Genomic DNA, 15,069 nt, shown 5'->3' with positions numbered 1-15,069 from the left:
TATTGATTTATTCCCCGCCATCACGTATTATAAATACAGATCTCCCCATCTCTTAGGAAATGCTGAGAGAGGTGGGGAATATTTTTTATAGAGGGATGTTGAAGTATGCAGATAGAAGACGTGATGCAGGAAATCATTGGAATATGCAAAAGAAATGGAGCCACCACAGTAATCCTTTTCGGCTCTCGCGCCAAGGGAACTGCACTGGAAAGAAGCGACATTGATATTGCAGTAAAAGGCGTGGACGACATAGAAAACCTAAGAGAAGAGCTGGAAGAAATCCCCACACTATATACCATTGATCTTGTTGGCCTGGAAGAGTGCCAAAATAATCTTTTATTGGAGGACATAGAAAAGTATGGACGAAAAATTTACGAAAAGATATGAATCTTTTAAAAATTCTCTATCTTCTCTTTCTGAAGCCAGAGAACGTGATATGACGGATTCTTTTGTATTAAGCGGAACCAGTGCCAAATTCAGTATTACCTTTGATCTTGCATGGAAAGTAATGAAAGATATCCTGGTTCAGTATTATGCAATCACAGGCTTTGTTGCTGGTTCGCCTCGTGAAGTCTTAAGAGAATCTTTCCAGGCAAACCTGATTGAGGGAGACGAATGGATGGAGATGCTGAAGGTCAGAAACCTGCTGGCACACGACTATGATGGCATCATCGTAAAAAACAGCTGCCAGACAATCGTCGACGTCTATATAACCAAATTCGAAGAATTTCAGGAGAAAGTAGAGAACTTGTTTTAAGAAAATAAGTGTCCCCAGATATGGCGTAATAGTATAAAAACAGAAAGTGATTTCGTAAGAGATGGAAGAAGTAAAAAAATCAAAAGAAATGGATATGCTAAACGGCGGTCTTGCCGGCAAGCTGATCATCTTTGCCATACCGCTGGCATTCAGCAGTATTTTGCAGCAGCTGTTTAACTCTGCGGATGTTGCCGTAGTCGGCAGATTTGCAGGGGACAGGGCGCTGGCGGCAGTGGGAAGCTGCGTGGCTCTGGTTGGTATTTTTGTAAACCTTCTGGATTTTCACCGGCGGCGCGATTCTGGTAGTGTATCTTTTGCATATGCGAAAGCTTGAGGCAAAGGCGAATTTATAAAACTAAAGTTTTTTACACAATTCTTTTCAAAAACAGCAATCGCGGCGGTTGCTGTTTTTTTATTCAAGGAAATTTTTAATAATTCTAAAAATCTTTCTTGACAATTCCATATTTCTAGTGTACTATTCAACTATGACAACGATACAAAGAAGGAGGGCATCATGGAATATAATCCGGCGCTGCCGATTTATCTCCAGGCAGCCAATTCAATCAAGCGAGATATTGTAACAGGCAAGCTGCCCCCGGGAGCCAAGCTTCCCTCTGTGCGCGACCTGGCGGTGGAATACACCATCAATCCAAATACTGTCAGCCGCGTATATAAGGAGCTTGAGAGCGAAGGCGTCTGCTTCACCAGACGCGGAATGGGAACTTTTGTCACAGAAGATCCCGGGAAAGTGGACCAGATGAAAGAAGAAATGGCCGGCACACTGATCCGGGATTTTCTGGAAGGCATGGAGCAGCTTGGTTTTTCCAGAAGCGAAGCAATCGCTCTTTTGGAAAAACAAAAGTAAAGAAATTATTTTCTGTATAAACAAAATCACGAGGAGGGTGTGAAAATGATTTTAGAAAGCAATGAAGCAACGAAAAAATACGGCGGCAAAACCGCTGTGGATCATGTATCCCTGAAACTGGAATCAGGACTTGTATACGCTATGCTCGGCCCCAACGGAAGCGGCAAGACCACCTGGATGAAAATGGTCGCCGGACTTGTAAAGCCAACCAGCGGTGAGATCCTTTACCAGAACCAGCCCATCGGCAAAGAAAGCAAGAAGGAAATCGCCTACATGTCCACAGAGCCATACTTCTACAACTGGATGTCCGTAGCGGATGTGGGAAAATACTACGCCGATTTCTTCGAGGATTTTTCCATGGAAAAATACCAGCAGATGATCGCCCGCATGGAGCTGACCGAAGACATGAAAGCCAAGAAGCTTTCCTCCGGTATGATGGCGAAGCTGAAAATTGCGGTCACCATGGCACGAAAGGCAAAGATCTATCTTCTGGATGAGCCATTAAACGGCATCGACCTTCTTGCAAGAGATGAAATCATGAAAAGCATTCTGGAAGCGGTTGATCCAGATGTGACTTTGGTGGTTTCCAGCCATCTGGTAGACGAGCTGGAGCGCGTGGCAGACGCAGCCCTTTTCATGAAGGATGGCCATCTGGTAGAACAGTGCATGGTAGAGGAGCTCCGTATCAGCCGGCACAAATCTGTCGTAGATCTTTATCGTGAAATTTATGGACATGGGGGAGAAGCAGTATGTTAAAGTTAATGAAATATGAATTTCGCAAAACCGCATTTTCAAAACTGATCCTATTAAGCATTACTCTTTTATCTGAAATCGTTTATTTACTGGGAATATTTTTGAAAAAGGATGTGTTCCTTTCCTCTGGGATTATGTTTCTGGTTCTGTGTGCAACTATGGGTATCCTGTACATTGGCCTGGAAAGCGTAACCGTTTTGCACCGGGATCTGAACACCAAACAGAGCTACATGCTGTTCCTCACTCCCAAAAGCAGCTACCAGATCCTTGGAGCCAAAATTCTGGAAAACGGAATCTCCATACTGATCACAGGCGCGTTTTTTGCAGCCCTGGCAGCAATCGATGCAGCTGCCGCGTATTTTTACGTCGGCGGACTAAAGGAAGTCTGGAATATGGTAAACGATGTTTTGTATGTGAGCATGCATATATCTGTTGATCCTGTCAGCATTGCCTTTGCCTTTTTTACACTTCTGGCAAGCTGGATCTCCTACATTGTCAGTGCAGATTTTGCCGTAATTTTATCCGCCAGTGTTCTTGCCGGCAAAAAGGCCAGCGGTGTGGTATCCTTTGTTATTTTTATCATTCTTTCCATTCTTCTTGGCATGGTACTGGACAGAGTTCCGACGCTGCAAAGTAAAGAAAGTACATTTGCTTTGTATATTGCAGTTGTGCTGGTGATCTCTGCGATCATCTACCTGATCAGCGGATGGATCATGGAAAAGAAACTGAGCGTATAAAATTTTTTCCGCTTACAGTCATTATATGAAAACAGGGCATTACCTGCTTCTTTCATAAGGAGTAAGGAATGCCCTGTAGTTTTTTGCTTTTTTAATCAGACTTTTTCAAAAGATTAGTACTGACCGCTCTGCTGGCTGCCCTGTCCTGCGGACATGGAACGCTCCTGCGCCTCGATCATTTTTTTCACCATATAGCCGCCAACGCTTCCGTTCTGCTTGGAAGTAAGGTTTCCGTTGTATCCGTCTGTAAGCGGCACACCCAGCTCATTTGCAACCTCAAATTTGAAACGATTTAATGCGCCCTTTGCTTCTGGTACAGCTGCTTTGTTAGAAGAAGTATTGTTTGACATAATCATTTTCCTCCTTGGTTAAGAAATGTTTTGTTTGATGTTACATTGCTAGTATGTGCTTTGAAAAAGAAAATACACTGGGAATTAATGGACTGAAAAATTTAAAACATAGCTTGATTTTTTCTTCTGGATGAAGAAGATCAGTATGACGGCAAAGTGGAAAGTATGCCAGAAACCCTCTGTGTCAGCATTCGTTTCCGTGGAAGTCACGGGGAAGCACCTGCGCAGTATGAGAAGCTTCTGAAATATATAAACGATCATAATTTGCAGGTGACTGGTTTTTCCAGAGAAATCACTATGATCGACTATGGTCTCACCAGCGACACGGAGAAATTCGTCACGGAAATCAGTATCCCGGTAGTTGCTGTAAACGAAAGGATTCCCGGCAGCAACTCTTTATAAAATGAATATGAACTTGTGAATAGGCTCTTTTTATGTTAAGCTTTCTATAATCTTACATAAAGGAGCTTTTACAATATGAAAAAATTTCTGAAAGCAGTGGGAATCCTGCTTGGGGCGGTTCTGGTACTGCTTGTAGGATACCTGATCTATCTGTTCGCCAGTTACCACCGGATTCCGGACAACCAGGAACTTAAGGTGGAAACTTCTGCAGCGCAGACATCAAACCTTTCTTCCCTTCACACTGATACGGAATATTCTGCCCTTACCTACAACATTGGTTTCGGCGCCTACACCCCGGATTTCAGCTTTTTCATGGACGGAGGCAAATCCTCTTGGGCCAAAAGCAAGGACAGCGTGCTGGATGCCGTTCAGGGAGCAGGAGAGCTGGCAGCCTCTTATGATCCGGATTTTGCCATGATCGAAGAGGTGGATCTGGACTCCACAAGAAGTTACCATGTAGATGAATATTCTATTTTGAAGGACTGCTTCCCGGATTACAATTATGTGTTTGCACAGAATTATGACTCCGCATTTTTGTTCTATCCATTTACCCAGCCCCATGGAAGCAGCAAATCCGGCATCGGGCTCTTCTCCAGATATCCGGTGACTTTTGCACTTCGAAGAAGCTTTCCGGTGTCCACATCCTTTACCAAGTTTTTTGATCTGGACAGATGCTACAGCATTTCCAGAGTGCCTGTGGAAAATGGGAAAGAACTGGTGATTTTTGCCTTACATATGTCTGCCTACGGAAACAGCGATGAGATTCGGGAAGGCCAGATCAGCATGCTTACCGCTGACATGGAGAAAGAATACGAAGCTGGAAACTATGTTTTGTGCGGCGGCGATTTCAATCATGATTTAAAGGCGTCTGAAGATGACGACAGCGAAAGAGAGTCCTGGGCTTATCCGTTCCCAAGGGCAGAATTGCCGGAGCACTTTACCTTCGGCATTGACCTTCTTACAGAAGAAGAGCGGGACAGCCTGTGGAACAGCGCCCGCAACGCAGACATGGAGTACGTGCCGGATGTGACCTACACCGTCACCCTGGACGGATTTATCCTGTCTGACAATATGGAATGCATTTCCTACGAAAACATCAACACCGGATATTCCTATTCCGATCACGACCCGGTGTATATGAAATTTAAACTGAAATCCTGATATTGCTGATTCCCCTGCTAGAGCGTGTTTGAAAAATCATTCCCGCAATCTGCACGCCCCACTTTGCGGGAGATTTCACCCGAATTCGGTTGTCGTAGCCCGTGCTGCGCACCCGAATTCGAGCGAAATGCACTGCAAAATGAGGGATATATTAGGCGGGCACAAGGTACCGGGGAATTCCCCTATGCCTTGTGTCCGCCAATCTGTTTATTACGCTCTATAGTGGTGGTGCCTTCCTGAAGGTTCATACCTTTCAAAATCGCATTTTTCCCGAATTTTTTCTTGATATCCAGCATGGCCTGCTGCATTTTCTTCTCTTTTTCCAGAAGCGCGTTCTCCTCCTGCTGTTGTTTTTCAAGTGCAGCATAATCAGTAAAAAGATCCATCTGTTCAAAGGCAGTGTTCTGTTTCCTCTCAGATTCCGGAACCAGGTTATTGGCAGTAAGAGAAAAGCGCCTTACCAGCAGGTGCGGATTGATAATGCGGTCATACAGCCTAAGGGCGGCCTCTGTGAGAAGTCTGGCAGAGGAGGTCTGCAGGGAAAGATTCTGCGTCCCGTGGGCATGCTTGGGAACCTGGCGGCCATAGCGGTCGGTTGTCACAGGACCGTGGTAACTTTTTCGGATGGCGGGATCTGTGAGGTTGTCAATGTCGTATCCCACTGTGAGCACCAGCTGGTTTGTTACCAGGCCTTTTTCTACCAGATCCAGAGCCATAAGGTCCGCCATTTCCTGTACCACCAGCCGTGCTTTGTCCGCTGGATAGGGACATGTCAGAACCTGACCGGAGCAGATGCTGCTGGATTCCGGTTTATAAGCCTTAATGTGGGAAATCCGACAGGGCTCGCAGCCCCAGGCGTGATCGATGAGAAGTTCGGCATTGATTCCGAACAGCCGGTACAAAAGCTCCTCATTATAGTAGTCCCCAGGTCCGCCAAGAGAACATCTTGCAATATCACCCATGGTGAAAATCCCGTTCTCCTCAAGCTTTTTCGCATAGCCCCTTCCCACGCGCCAGAAATCTGTAAGAGGCCTGTGGCTCCACAGCTGCAGCCTGTATTCCCTCTCATCCAGAAAAGCAATGCGGACGCCGTACTCATCTGCGGGAATGTGCTTGGCCATAATGTCCATGGCAATCTTGGCAAGGTAAAGATTGGTGCCGATTCCGGCTGTGGCTGTGATTCCTGTGGTCTGCAGCACATCCAGGATCATTTCCCGGGCAAATTCCCAGGCTGTTTTGCCGGAAGAGGGCAGGTAATCGGTCAGATCGATAAAGACCTCATCAATGGAGTAAATATGGATGTCTTCCGGTGCAACGTATTTCAGGTACAGCTTGTAGATCCTGGTGCTTTGTTCCATGTAGAGGGACATTCTGGGCGGCGCAATGATATAGTCGATGGCATATTCCGGATGGGCAAAAAGCTCGCCTGTATCGCAGGAAGCCCCGGTAAACTGGTGCCCCGGCGCGTATTTCTGCCGCATGTAGTTGGCCTTTTTGATCCTCTGTTCCACCTCAAAAAGCCTGGCCCTTCCAGGAATCCCATATGCCTTCAGCGCCGGGGAAACCGCAAGACAGATCGTCTTCGATGTACGGGACGCATCCGCCACCACCAGATTCGTCACCATCGGATTCAGCCCCCGCCTGGTACATTCCACGGATGCATAAAAGGATTTCAGATCGATGCACAGATAAGTGCGGTTCTGCAAATCTGTTTTATTTTTTTTCAAATCTATATTTCGATCATTTTCATAATCATTCATGTCCATAAGAAAGAATCTCCCTTGCCGCCTGTTTCTCTTTCTCTTATTATAATCCATTTTGCAGGTCAAAAAAAGGGACGAATCTGCGGCATCCTTAATTTTCAACACTATTGAGGAAACTTCTGGGAAATGTTATGATAAGTGAAAATTCTGATAGTGCAAAGGAGGAGGTATAGTATGTCATCCCTACACCGTACAAATAAATACGACGACATGATCGATCTGCCCCATCATGTTTCTAAAACCCATCCGCCTATGGACATTATGGACCGGGCGGCGCAGTTTTCGCCGTTTGCGGCGCTGACGGGGTATGAGGCGGCTGCAGAGGAAACCAGGCGTCTGACCCAGCCGAAGATCGAGCTGGACGAATCGGAGAAAGAGCTTCTGGACATCCGGCTCCATGATCTTGAGACGCAGTTTTCCCAACGCCCAGAGATCACGATCACCTACTTTATTCCAGACACCAAAAAAGAGGGCGGCGCTTATCACACCTTTACCGGAAACATAACCAAAATCGATCACACCCGGCGAAGCCTGATTCTCGCAAACGGCGAAATCATCCCCATAGAAAACATATATGATATTCAGTTTTAAATGAAACAGAAGGACTATTTCGTGATCTGCTTTTTCAAAGTTACTGTTCATAGGTAATATTCCGCGAGGTGTTTTTTGTGAACAAAGTTCACAGAAAACCCGAGGATTGCGGCGCGAAATCATGCAAAGCATGATTTCTGTGCATCGCGAAGCGTGTTACTGGGCACAGAGTGAACAGTAACTTTTCAAACACGCTCTAAGGAAAATAGGGAACAAATGGACAAAAGCAAGAATCTGTGGTAGTATAAACTCATTCAGCATATGGATGAGGAGTCATTTTTGATATGAATAGAAAAATCACCCCGAAAACAATCAGGCTGCACACTGTATTTGCCTTTTTGATAACCTTCGCTGTTGTTATGATCTGCGCTGTGATCTTGAACCAGAACCAGGTGAAGGAAGAGCAGATGAAAGCTGCCTTTACCGCAGAGTCCACAGTAAACCGGATCGAATCCCAGATGAACCAGTATCTGGTCGCTTCCGATTTTATGAAAAACGTGGTAGAAAGCGGTTATGTGGTTACGGACAATCAGTTTGCCCAGATGGCCACGCTGCTTCAGGACGAGGAACATGTAATCGAAGCCTTTGAGCTGGCCAAGGACGGTTTGGTCTCCCAGGTATATCCCCTGGAGGGAAATGAGGAAGCCATCGGACTTGACATGCTCACCCAGCCTGAGCGCAGGAAGGAAGCCCAGCTTGCCAAGGAAAGCGGCCAGTACACCATTGCCGGTCCTTTTGAACTGGTACAGGGCGGCACCGGAGCCCTTCTTTTTGACCCGATCTATATGGAAGATGCATCCGGGGAAGAAACCTTCTGGGGATTTTCCCTTCTGGTTCTGAACTGGGATAAATTTGTGGACAGGCTGGGGCTTGATTCCCTTGAAAATGCCAACTATCACTACCGGATCTGGAAGCACAATATGAGCACAGACCAGGATGTTTCCATTGCACAGTGTGATGACCTGGATCTGACCTCTGTACTGGAAGTTGCCTGCAAGGTGCCAAATGATACCTGGTATTTCGAGATTGCAGCAAGGAACGGCTGGTTATCCGCCAACACGGTTCTGGCAGATTTTGTGATTGCCCTTGCCATCGCATTTCTGGCGGGAATCGGATTCTGGCAGTTTGAGCAGCAGCGCTACAAGGACCGGGTATATGCCAGAGAGATTGAGAAATCCGCCGCCAAGGCCCGCCTGGCAAACGAAGCCAAGACCCGCTTCCTTTTCAATATGAGCCACGATATCCGGACGCCAATGAACGCCATCATCGGCTTTTCCGAGCTTTTGGAGGAGCATATCACAGAGCGGGAAAAGGTTGTCGACTATATCCAGAAGATTAAATCTTCCAGTGAGTTTCTGCTCTCTTTGATCAACGATATTCTGGAAATGGCAAGGATTGAAAGCGGAAAGGCATCCCTGAATCCGGCACCTGTGAATTCGAGAAAGCTTTTGGAATCCTTAGAAGCTGTTTTCGAGCCAACCATGAGGAAGAAAGACCTGCAATATACCTGCAGGCTGAATATCAACCATGACTATGTGATCTGCGATGAAACCAAGGTACGTGAGATCCTTTTAAATGTACTGGGCAATTCTGTGAAATACACGCCGGATGGCGGACAGATTTCCCTGATCGTTACGGAAATCCCTTCTCCAAAAGCCGATTGCGTCTCTACCCGCGTGATTGTGGAAGATACCGGAATCGGCATGAGCGAGAAATATCTGCCCCACATTTTCGAGGAGTTTACAAGAGAGCGCACAAGTACAGAGAGCAAGGTAGTGGGGACCGGACTTGGACTTCCCATTGTGAAAGCGCTGGTTGAGCTGATGGAGGGAACCATCCAGGTAGAAAGCGAGCTTGGAAAAGGAACCCGAACCACCATTGAACTAACATTTCCAACTGCAACAAAGGAGCAGATCGACTCTTTACATATCCAGCTTCCTTCAGATGAAAAATCTGATTTTGCAGGCAGGCGGATCCTTCTTGCAGAGGACAACGACTTAAATGCAGAGATTGCCATGACCATTTTAGAGGAGAACGGTTTCCTGGCAGAACGCGCCGAGGATGGCCAGATCTGCGTGGAAATGGTGAAAAATGCCAAAGACCGCTACTACAGCCTGATCCTTATGGACATCCAGATGCCGAACATGAATGGCTACGATGCTGCCCGGGAAATCCGCAGATTAGATGGGGAGAAGGCCCGCATTCCAATCATCGCCATGACCGCAAATGCTTTCGAGGAAGACAAAAAGAAAGCCCTTGCCGCCGGAATGAATGCCCATATCGCGAAGCCCTTCGACCTTCAGGTCCTGCTGAAAACAATGGAACAGGTTCTTTCTAAGTAAATTATTATTTAAAATAAAGATGCAGACTGCTAAAATAAGTTCCGGCAGTCTGTTTTTTATTGCAAAAACAGCTGTATCTCTTCGTTGTCGAATCTATTGGGGGAAAGGTATACTATAAAGTAATAGTTTTGAGGGGGAAGACCTACATGGGAAAGAATAAAAAGTTAAAAAAATTAGTTATGCTGCACACTTTGCTCTGGATGATGATAGGAGCAAATAAGAAAAGAAAATGTGAACATTTTTTAACAAAAATGAATTTTGTATATATTTTCAGCTTTTTCTTGCACTTCTTTTGTCAATTTGCTATAATTGTCTCAATAAACAGAAAGAAATGGGAGAGGTGAATTATGAATTTAGGTATCATTGCACATAATAGCAAAAAAGTTCTCATTGAAGATTTCTGTATCGCCTATAAGAATATCCTGGCCAAGCATGAGGTTTATGCTACAGGCACTACAGGAAGAAGAATCGAAGAGGCTACCGGCCTTCATGTCCACAAATTTTTACCGGGCAGTATCGGAGGCGATAAGCAGTTCATGGAGATGGTAGAGCGGCAGGATCTGGATATGGTAATACTTTTCTATAATCCTGTTATGATAGATCCGAAGGAGCCGGATATCACAGCCATTGTGAAGCGCTGTGACCAGTATAATATTCCGGTAGCGACCAACATCGCTACAGCAGAACTTCTTATTCTGGGGCTGGCCCGTGGAGATCTGGATTGGAGACTGAATCTGAAATGAGAGTCATCGCAGGAAAAGCAAGACGACTAAACCTTAAAACCGTGCCGGGCATGGAAACACGCCCCACCACGGACCGCATCAAAGAAACTCTTTTTAATATTCTTCAGCCTGAACTTCTGGACTGTCGTTTTCTTGATCTGTTCAGCGGAAGCGGAGCCATCGGCATTGAAGCACTCAGCCGCGGAGCTGCTCAGGCTGTTTTTGTTGAGAAAAATCCCAAGGCATGTGCCTGCATAAAAGAAAATCTTACATTTACAAAACTTGCAGATAGTGGTAAACTGCTGAACATGGATGTGCTGCAGGCCCTTCGTTCCCTGGAGGGGAAGGGCGTTTTCGACTGCATATTCATGGATCCGCCATATAATCACGAACTGGAGCACCAGGTTCTGGAGTATCTTCAGGACAGCACCATCCTTGATGAGAATACACTGATCATCATCGAAGCTGATTTGGCTACAGATTTCGGATATGTGGAGGATCTTGGATATCGGCAGCTGCGTTCCAAAGAATATAAGACCAACAAGCATATATTTTTATGCCGGGGAAAGTGAGAAAAATACATGGTAATAGCTGTTTATCCTGGAAGTTTTGATCCGGCCACCTACGGTCACCTGGATGTAATCAGACGTGCAAGCGTTTCTTTCGATAAAGTAATCGTAGGAGTTTTGCATAATTCTGCAAAAAGTCCGTTGTTTTCTGTGGAAGAACGTGTTAATATACTAGAAAAGGCAACAAAAGACATGCCGAATGTCACTGTTAAGGCATTTGAAGGTCTTTCTGTGAATTTTGCCCGAGAGAATCATGCACAGGTAATCGTGCGCGGGCTCCGTGCAGTGACGGACTTTGAGTTCGAGCTGCAGATGGCACAGACGAACCGGGTACTTGCTCCGGATGTTGACACCGTGTTTCTGACGACCAGCCTGGAATATGCTTACCTCAGTTCCACCATCATGAAGGAAGTGGCAAGCTATGACGGCGACCTGAGCAAATTTGCTCCGCCGGAAATTACCAAAGCTGTAAAGGAAAAGATGCACGATTTGAAGAAATAGAATAAGGAGAGTTTACTATGAGCAGCAGAATTGAACAGATCATTGAAGAAATCGAAGAGTATGTAGACAGCTGTAAATATCAGCCGCTTTCTACAACCAAGATTGTAGTGAATAAGGAAGAGATTGAGGAGCTTCTTCGTGAACTCCGTCTTAAGACACCAGATGAGATCAAGCGTTATCAGAAGATCATCAGCAATAAGGATGCTATCCTTGAGGATGCACAGACCAAGGCTGACGCTCTGATCGCAGATGCTCAGAATAAAGCGCAGGAGCTTGTGACACAGCATGAGATCATGCAGAAGGCATACGCTCAGGCCAACGAGACCATCAATGCAGCGAACCGTCAGGCTCAGGAGATCCTTGACTCCGCTACACAGGATGCCAACAGCATTCGTCTCAGTGCGATCACCTATACAGATGATATGATGGCCAACATCGGCTCCGTTCTGAATCAGACTCTTGAGGATGCAGGCGGCAAATACAAAGGATTCATCGATGCCCTTCAGGCTTGCCTGGACGTTGTAAATCACAACCGTCAGGAGCTTGCTCCGCAGACTGCACAGGCAGCTGCCATTTCCGGATCCTATCAGACATCTGATACAGAGACATCCAAGGAAGATGAAGACCTTTTAAATGAGATTGGCGATAACTAAATGATTGTCCATAATCAGGAATTTTTCTCTGGCACAGCGTATTCTCATATATGCTGTGCCAGTTTTATAAGAAGAGAAGGGTAAGCACAGCGGTTATGGCTGTGTTCAGGCATTTTGCAGAAGCGTATGGACGAAGGGAGAGATCCTTTCCAAGTACGCTTTTTGTCTGCGCCACAATGCAAAGCCCGCCGAATGCACTCATGCAAAGGGCAAGAAGAACCCGCAGCCGGAAAGGAAAGCCAGAAAACAAAAGCCCGTGGACGCCTGTGGTTACCTCGATCATTCCCCAAAAAATATATTTGCCCCCAGGCGGCAGAAACCAGAAATGGCTGACGCAGGCGGAGATAATGGAAAACATCAGGATGTAGCCGCCCAGCTTTGCCATGGTTTCAAAACTGTTCATGATCACGGAATCGAGGATGCCTCCCTGTGCGGCTGCCCTGTTTTCTGTAGATTCCAGGTCTGCAAAAACAGGCGTGCTTTTTTTTCGAAAGACGAAGAAGCGGAAAAAGCACATGCAGGTCATATCTGAAAGAAACAGAATTCCCACCAGAAATCCCACCGGAACTTTTCCCTCCAGACAGATCTGGCCCACATATGTAACAAGAAAGGCAGGACTTGGATTGTTGCAGCAGGTCAGCAGGTATTCCGATTCCTGGCGGTTGATTTTCCCGGCGTGATACAGATCGGCGGTGAGCTTTGCACCCATGGGATAGCCGCAGAGCAGGCCAAGAACAAAGGCGTAGGCTCCTTCTCCGGAAAGTCCGGTAAGCACCTTGAAAAATGGTGCGATTGGTTGTACAATTCTTGTAATTCCATCTGTGCGAAGCAGGATCCCGGTCAGGATCAAAAAGGGCAGAAGAGTGGGAAGCAGGGTGTCCAGCCAAAGCCCCAGTCCCTCCCGCGCAGCCGCCAGCGCTTCCTTTGGAAATGCAAGAAGAAATGCCAGAAGCAGGCATATGGTGAGAATTGTGATTCTTTTTTTCATATTGACCTCATAAATGTTGACGTTGTTGTTCACTTGAATCAGCTGTACTGCGCCTATGGGCGCTTCCACAACTGCCGACCATCCCGATGTCCAAGAATTCGCTCGTGCGGGGCATGGTTCGTTCCTGGCTGCCGTCTGGGGGCTTTCATAGTAAAGCACCTTGCGGAACGCTGCCAGTGAACAGCAATCAGACAGTTCTTTCGTACTAACATCTTATTCTAAAAAGAACGAAACTTTCCATTAAAAAACGAAAACGGAGGTAATTTTACATGCCAGTATTAGAAAACTATGAACCGAAAAAGGTATTCCACTATTTTGAAGAAATCTGCGCCATTCCCCACGGCTCCGGAAATACCAAGCAGATCAGTGATTATCTGGTAAAATTCGCCAAAGACCACGACTTTGACTACGTGCAGGATGACATGAACAATGTGGTAATCTATAAACCAGCCACCCCAGGCTATGAAAAAGCCCCTGTGCTGATCCTTCAGGGACATATGGACATGGTCTGCGAAAAGCGCCCGGAGGTAGAACATGATTTTACCAAAGACGGCTTAAAGCTTCGTGCAGACGGTGATTTTCTCTCGGCAGAGGGAACCACACTTGGCGGTGACGACGGAATTGCAGTGGCTTACGGGCTGGCAATTCTTGACAGCACAGATCTTCCCCATCCTGCACTGGAAGTCCTTTTCACAGTAGATGAAGAAATCGGACTTCTCGGCGCAGACGGCTTCGACTGCAGCGTGTTAAAGGGCAGACGGATGATCAACCTGGATTCTGAGAACGAAGGCAGTCTGTGGGTAAGCTGTGCAGGCGGCGTTTCCGGAAATTCTTACCTTCCGGTACAGCGTGTGGACGCATCCGGGGAAAAGCTTTCTGTGAAGATCTGCGGCCTTACAGGCGGCCATTCCGGTGCGGAGATCGACAAGAACCGTGCCAGCGCCAATATTCTCATGGGCCAGTTCCTCTATGAGCTGGGTGCGGTCTGCGGCTATGCCCTTGCAGAGTTAGAAGGCGGCCAGAAGGACAACGCCATTCCAAGAGAGTGCCAGGCTTCCATTCTTGTGCTGCCGGAGGAAGTATCTGCAGTTACCTCTCTTGCAGAAAAAATGCAGAAGGATTTCCGGGAGGAATACACAGGCTCCGATGAAAACATTACCATCCAGGTAACAAAAGAAGGGGAAGCAGACGCATCCGTCCTTCACCCAACCAGCCAGGAGAAAGTAATTTTCTACCTGATGAACCTGCCCTTTGGCGTGAAAAAAATGAGCGGCACCATTGAAGGGCTGGTAGAGACCTCCTGCAACCCTGGAATCCTGAAACTGTACGGAGATGAGCTGTTTGTACAGACCAGCATCCGAAGCGCTGTAGGCACAGCCAAGGAAGCCCTTTCCCACAAGATCCAGTATCTCACAGAGTTCCTGGGCGGAGAGTACGACACAGAGGGCGATTATCCGGCCTGGGAGTACCGCAAGGATTCCCCTCTTCGGGATAAGATGGTAGAAGTGTACCGTGACCTGTACGGCAAAGAACTGAAAGTAGTTGCCATCCACGCTGGACTGGAATGCGGACTTTTCTATGAGAGAATGGAAGGGCTTGACTGCACCTCCCTTGGCCCGGATATTCTGGATATCCACACCTCTGAGGAGCGTCTGGACATGGGTTCTGTGAAACGGGTGTGGGAATATTTAATAGAAGTTTTGAAAAATTTGAAAGATTGAATCAGCCTTAAAGATTCGCTTTCCTGCAACTGATTCTCATCGAAAAAGTTCCAATTGAATCATTATTCTGACAATTTCAAAACAGCTGCACAGGAAAAATTTTTCCGCCGCAGCTGTTTTTTTGTTCTACTTTTTCCTTTTCCACATATATTATCTGAGGGTAAAAAAATCGCCCCACATTTTCCCATATCTAA

At 46.5% G+C, this 15,069-nt stretch carries 20 protein-coding genes; 16 read left to right on the top strand and 4 right to left on the bottom strand.

Annotation, left to right across the window (positions count from 1 at the left end; all coding sequences use genetic code 11):
• The first annotated feature begins 105 nt into the window (after positions 1-105).
• The 6 genes from OCV70_RS06950 (at position 106) to OCV70_RS06925 (ending at position 3,112) form a co-directional block, all read left to right on the top strand.
• Positions 106-387: a nucleotidyltransferase domain-containing protein gene (locus OCV70_RS06950; RefSeq protein ID WP_021926969.1), complete on the top strand. Its 282-nt coding sequence runs from the start codon at positions 106-108 to the stop codon at positions 385-387.
• Entirely contained in the window at positions 359-757 is a 399-nt protein-coding gene (locus tag OCV70_RS06945; protein ID WP_021926968.1) for an HI0074 family nucleotidyltransferase substrate-binding subunit, read from the top strand. The genes OCV70_RS06950 and OCV70_RS06945 overlap by 29 nt, the downstream gene beginning before the upstream one ends.
• Before the next feature lie 61 nt (positions 758-818).
• On the top strand, positions 819-1,091 hold the full coding sequence (locus OCV70_RS06940; protein ID WP_021926967.1) for an MATE family efflux transporter: 273 nt from the start codon (positions 819-821) through the stop codon (positions 1,089-1,091).
• Positions 1,092-1,271: 180 nt separating this feature from the next.
• Entirely contained in the window at positions 1,272-1,622 is a 351-nt protein-coding gene (locus tag OCV70_RS06935; protein WP_021926966.1) for a GntR family transcriptional regulator, read from the top strand.
• A 48-nt stretch (positions 1,623-1,670) separates the two neighbouring features.
• On the top strand, positions 1,671-2,378 hold the full coding sequence (locus OCV70_RS06930) for an ABC transporter ATP-binding protein (protein WP_416795306.1): 708 nt from the start codon (positions 1,671-1,673) through the stop codon (positions 2,376-2,378).
• Positions 2,372-3,112: a hypothetical protein gene (locus tag OCV70_RS06925; protein WP_021926964.1), complete on the top strand. Its 741-nt coding sequence runs from the start codon at positions 2,372-2,374 to the stop codon at positions 3,110-3,112. The genes OCV70_RS06930 and OCV70_RS06925 overlap by 7 nt, the downstream gene beginning before the upstream one ends.
• 113 nt (positions 3,113-3,225) lie before the next feature.
• Here OCV70_RS06925 and OCV70_RS06920 read toward each other — a convergent pair whose 3' ends face one another.
• Positions 3,226-3,462, bottom strand: a complete 237-nt coding sequence (locus OCV70_RS06920) for an alpha/beta-type small acid-soluble spore protein (protein WP_021926963.1) — start codon at positions 3,460-3,462, stop codon at positions 3,226-3,228.
• Between the two features lie 165 nt (positions 3,463-3,627).
• Here OCV70_RS06920 and OCV70_RS06915 point away from each other — a divergent pair, with 165 nt between their 5' ends.
• Both OCV70_RS06915 and OCV70_RS06910 read left to right on the top strand, forming a co-directional pair.
• The gene (locus OCV70_RS06915) at positions 3,628-3,864 is read left to right on the top strand and encodes a GyrI-like domain-containing protein (protein ID WP_021926962.1); all 237 of its coding nucleotides are present in this window, start codon (positions 3,628-3,630) and stop codon (positions 3,862-3,864) included.
• Positions 3,865-3,939: 75 nt separating this feature from the next.
• Positions 3,940-5,025 carry an endonuclease/exonuclease/phosphatase family protein gene (locus tag OCV70_RS06910; protein WP_021926961.1) on the top strand — a complete coding sequence of 362 codons (1,086 nt, stop codon included), beginning with the start codon at positions 3,940-3,942 and terminating at the stop codon, positions 5,023-5,025.
• Here the strand turns inward: OCV70_RS06910 and OCV70_RS19660 are convergent.
• Positions 5,009-5,104: a DUF6783 domain-containing protein gene (locus tag OCV70_RS19660; RefSeq protein ID WP_408610268.1), complete on the bottom strand. Its 96-nt coding sequence runs from the start codon at positions 5,102-5,104 to the stop codon at positions 5,009-5,011. The two genes, OCV70_RS06910 and OCV70_RS19660, sit on opposite strands and share 17 nt — an antisense overlap.
• On the opposite strand from OCV70_RS19660, the gene OCV70_RS20135 reads away from it, so the two are divergent.
• Positions 5,075-5,248: a DUF6783 domain-containing protein gene (locus OCV70_RS20135; RefSeq protein ID WP_408610271.1), complete on the top strand. Its 174-nt coding sequence runs from the start codon at positions 5,075-5,077 to the stop codon at positions 5,246-5,248. The two genes, OCV70_RS19660 and OCV70_RS20135, sit on opposite strands and share 30 nt — an antisense overlap.
• On the opposite strand, the gene OCV70_RS06905 is transcribed toward OCV70_RS20135, so the two are convergent.
• Positions 5,208-6,785: a Y-family DNA polymerase gene (locus OCV70_RS06905; protein ID WP_173767515.1), complete on the bottom strand. Its 1,578-nt coding sequence runs from the start codon at positions 6,783-6,785 to the stop codon at positions 5,208-5,210. The genes OCV70_RS20135 and OCV70_RS06905 overlap by 41 nt on opposite strands.
• A 177-nt stretch (positions 6,786-6,962) precedes the next feature.
• On the opposite strand from OCV70_RS06905, the gene OCV70_RS06900 reads away from it, so the two are divergent.
• The 6 genes from OCV70_RS06900 to OCV70_RS06875 all read left to right on the top strand — a co-directional run bounded on the left by OCV70_RS06900 (position 6,963) and on the right by OCV70_RS06875 (position 12,166).
• Entirely contained in the window at positions 6,963-7,379 is a 417-nt protein-coding gene (locus OCV70_RS06900) for a YolD-like family protein (protein ID WP_021926959.1), read from the top strand.
• A 284-nt stretch (positions 7,380-7,663) separates the two neighbouring features.
• Positions 7,664-9,721 carry an ATP-binding protein gene (locus OCV70_RS06895; protein ID WP_021926958.1) on the top strand — a complete coding sequence of 686 codons (2,058 nt, stop codon included), beginning with the start codon at positions 7,664-7,666 and terminating at the stop codon, positions 9,719-9,721.
• Between the two features lie 347 nt (positions 9,722-10,068).
• Positions 10,069-10,464, top strand: a complete 396-nt coding sequence (locus OCV70_RS06890; RefSeq protein WP_021926957.1) for a methylglyoxal synthase — start codon at positions 10,069-10,071, stop codon at positions 10,462-10,464.
• On the top strand, positions 10,461-11,015 hold the full coding sequence (rsmD, locus tag OCV70_RS06885; protein WP_021926956.1) for a 16S rRNA (guanine(966)-N(2))-methyltransferase RsmD: 555 nt from the start codon (positions 10,461-10,463) through the stop codon (positions 11,013-11,015). The genes OCV70_RS06890 and rsmD overlap by 4 nt, the downstream gene beginning before the upstream one ends.
• 9 nt (positions 11,016-11,024) lie before the next feature.
• Positions 11,025-11,513, top strand: a complete 489-nt coding sequence (gene coaD, locus OCV70_RS06880) for a pantetheine-phosphate adenylyltransferase (RefSeq protein WP_021926955.1) — start codon at positions 11,025-11,027, stop codon at positions 11,511-11,513.
• Positions 11,514-11,530: 17 nt separating this feature from the next.
• Entirely contained in the window at positions 11,531-12,166 is a 636-nt protein-coding gene (locus OCV70_RS06875; protein ID WP_117850224.1) for an ATPase, read from the top strand.
• Between the two features lie 64 nt (positions 12,167-12,230).
• Here OCV70_RS06875 and OCV70_RS06870 read toward each other — a convergent pair whose 3' ends face one another.
• Positions 12,231-13,154, bottom strand: coding sequence for a nucleoside recognition domain-containing protein (locus tag OCV70_RS06870; protein ID WP_021926953.1), 924 nt, complete (start codon positions 13,152-13,154; stop codon positions 12,231-12,233).
• Between the two features lie 269 nt (positions 13,155-13,423).
• On the opposite strand from OCV70_RS06870, the gene OCV70_RS06865 reads away from it, so the two are divergent.
• The gene (locus tag OCV70_RS06865) at positions 13,424-14,875 is read left to right on the top strand and encodes an aminoacyl-histidine dipeptidase (protein WP_021926952.1); all 1,452 of its coding nucleotides are present in this window, start codon (positions 13,424-13,426) and stop codon (positions 14,873-14,875) included.
• The last annotated feature ends 194 nt before the right edge of the window (positions 14,876-15,069 follow it).

This window comes from Blautia acetigignens (genome assembly GCF_025566865.1).
In the GTDB taxonomy this organism is placed as follows: Bacteria; Bacillota; Clostridia; order Lachnospirales; family Lachnospiraceae; genus Blautia_A; species Blautia_A acetigignens.
The sequence above is the reverse complement of the archived record's forward strand: the minus strand, read 5'-3'. Positions and strand labels throughout refer to the sequence as shown.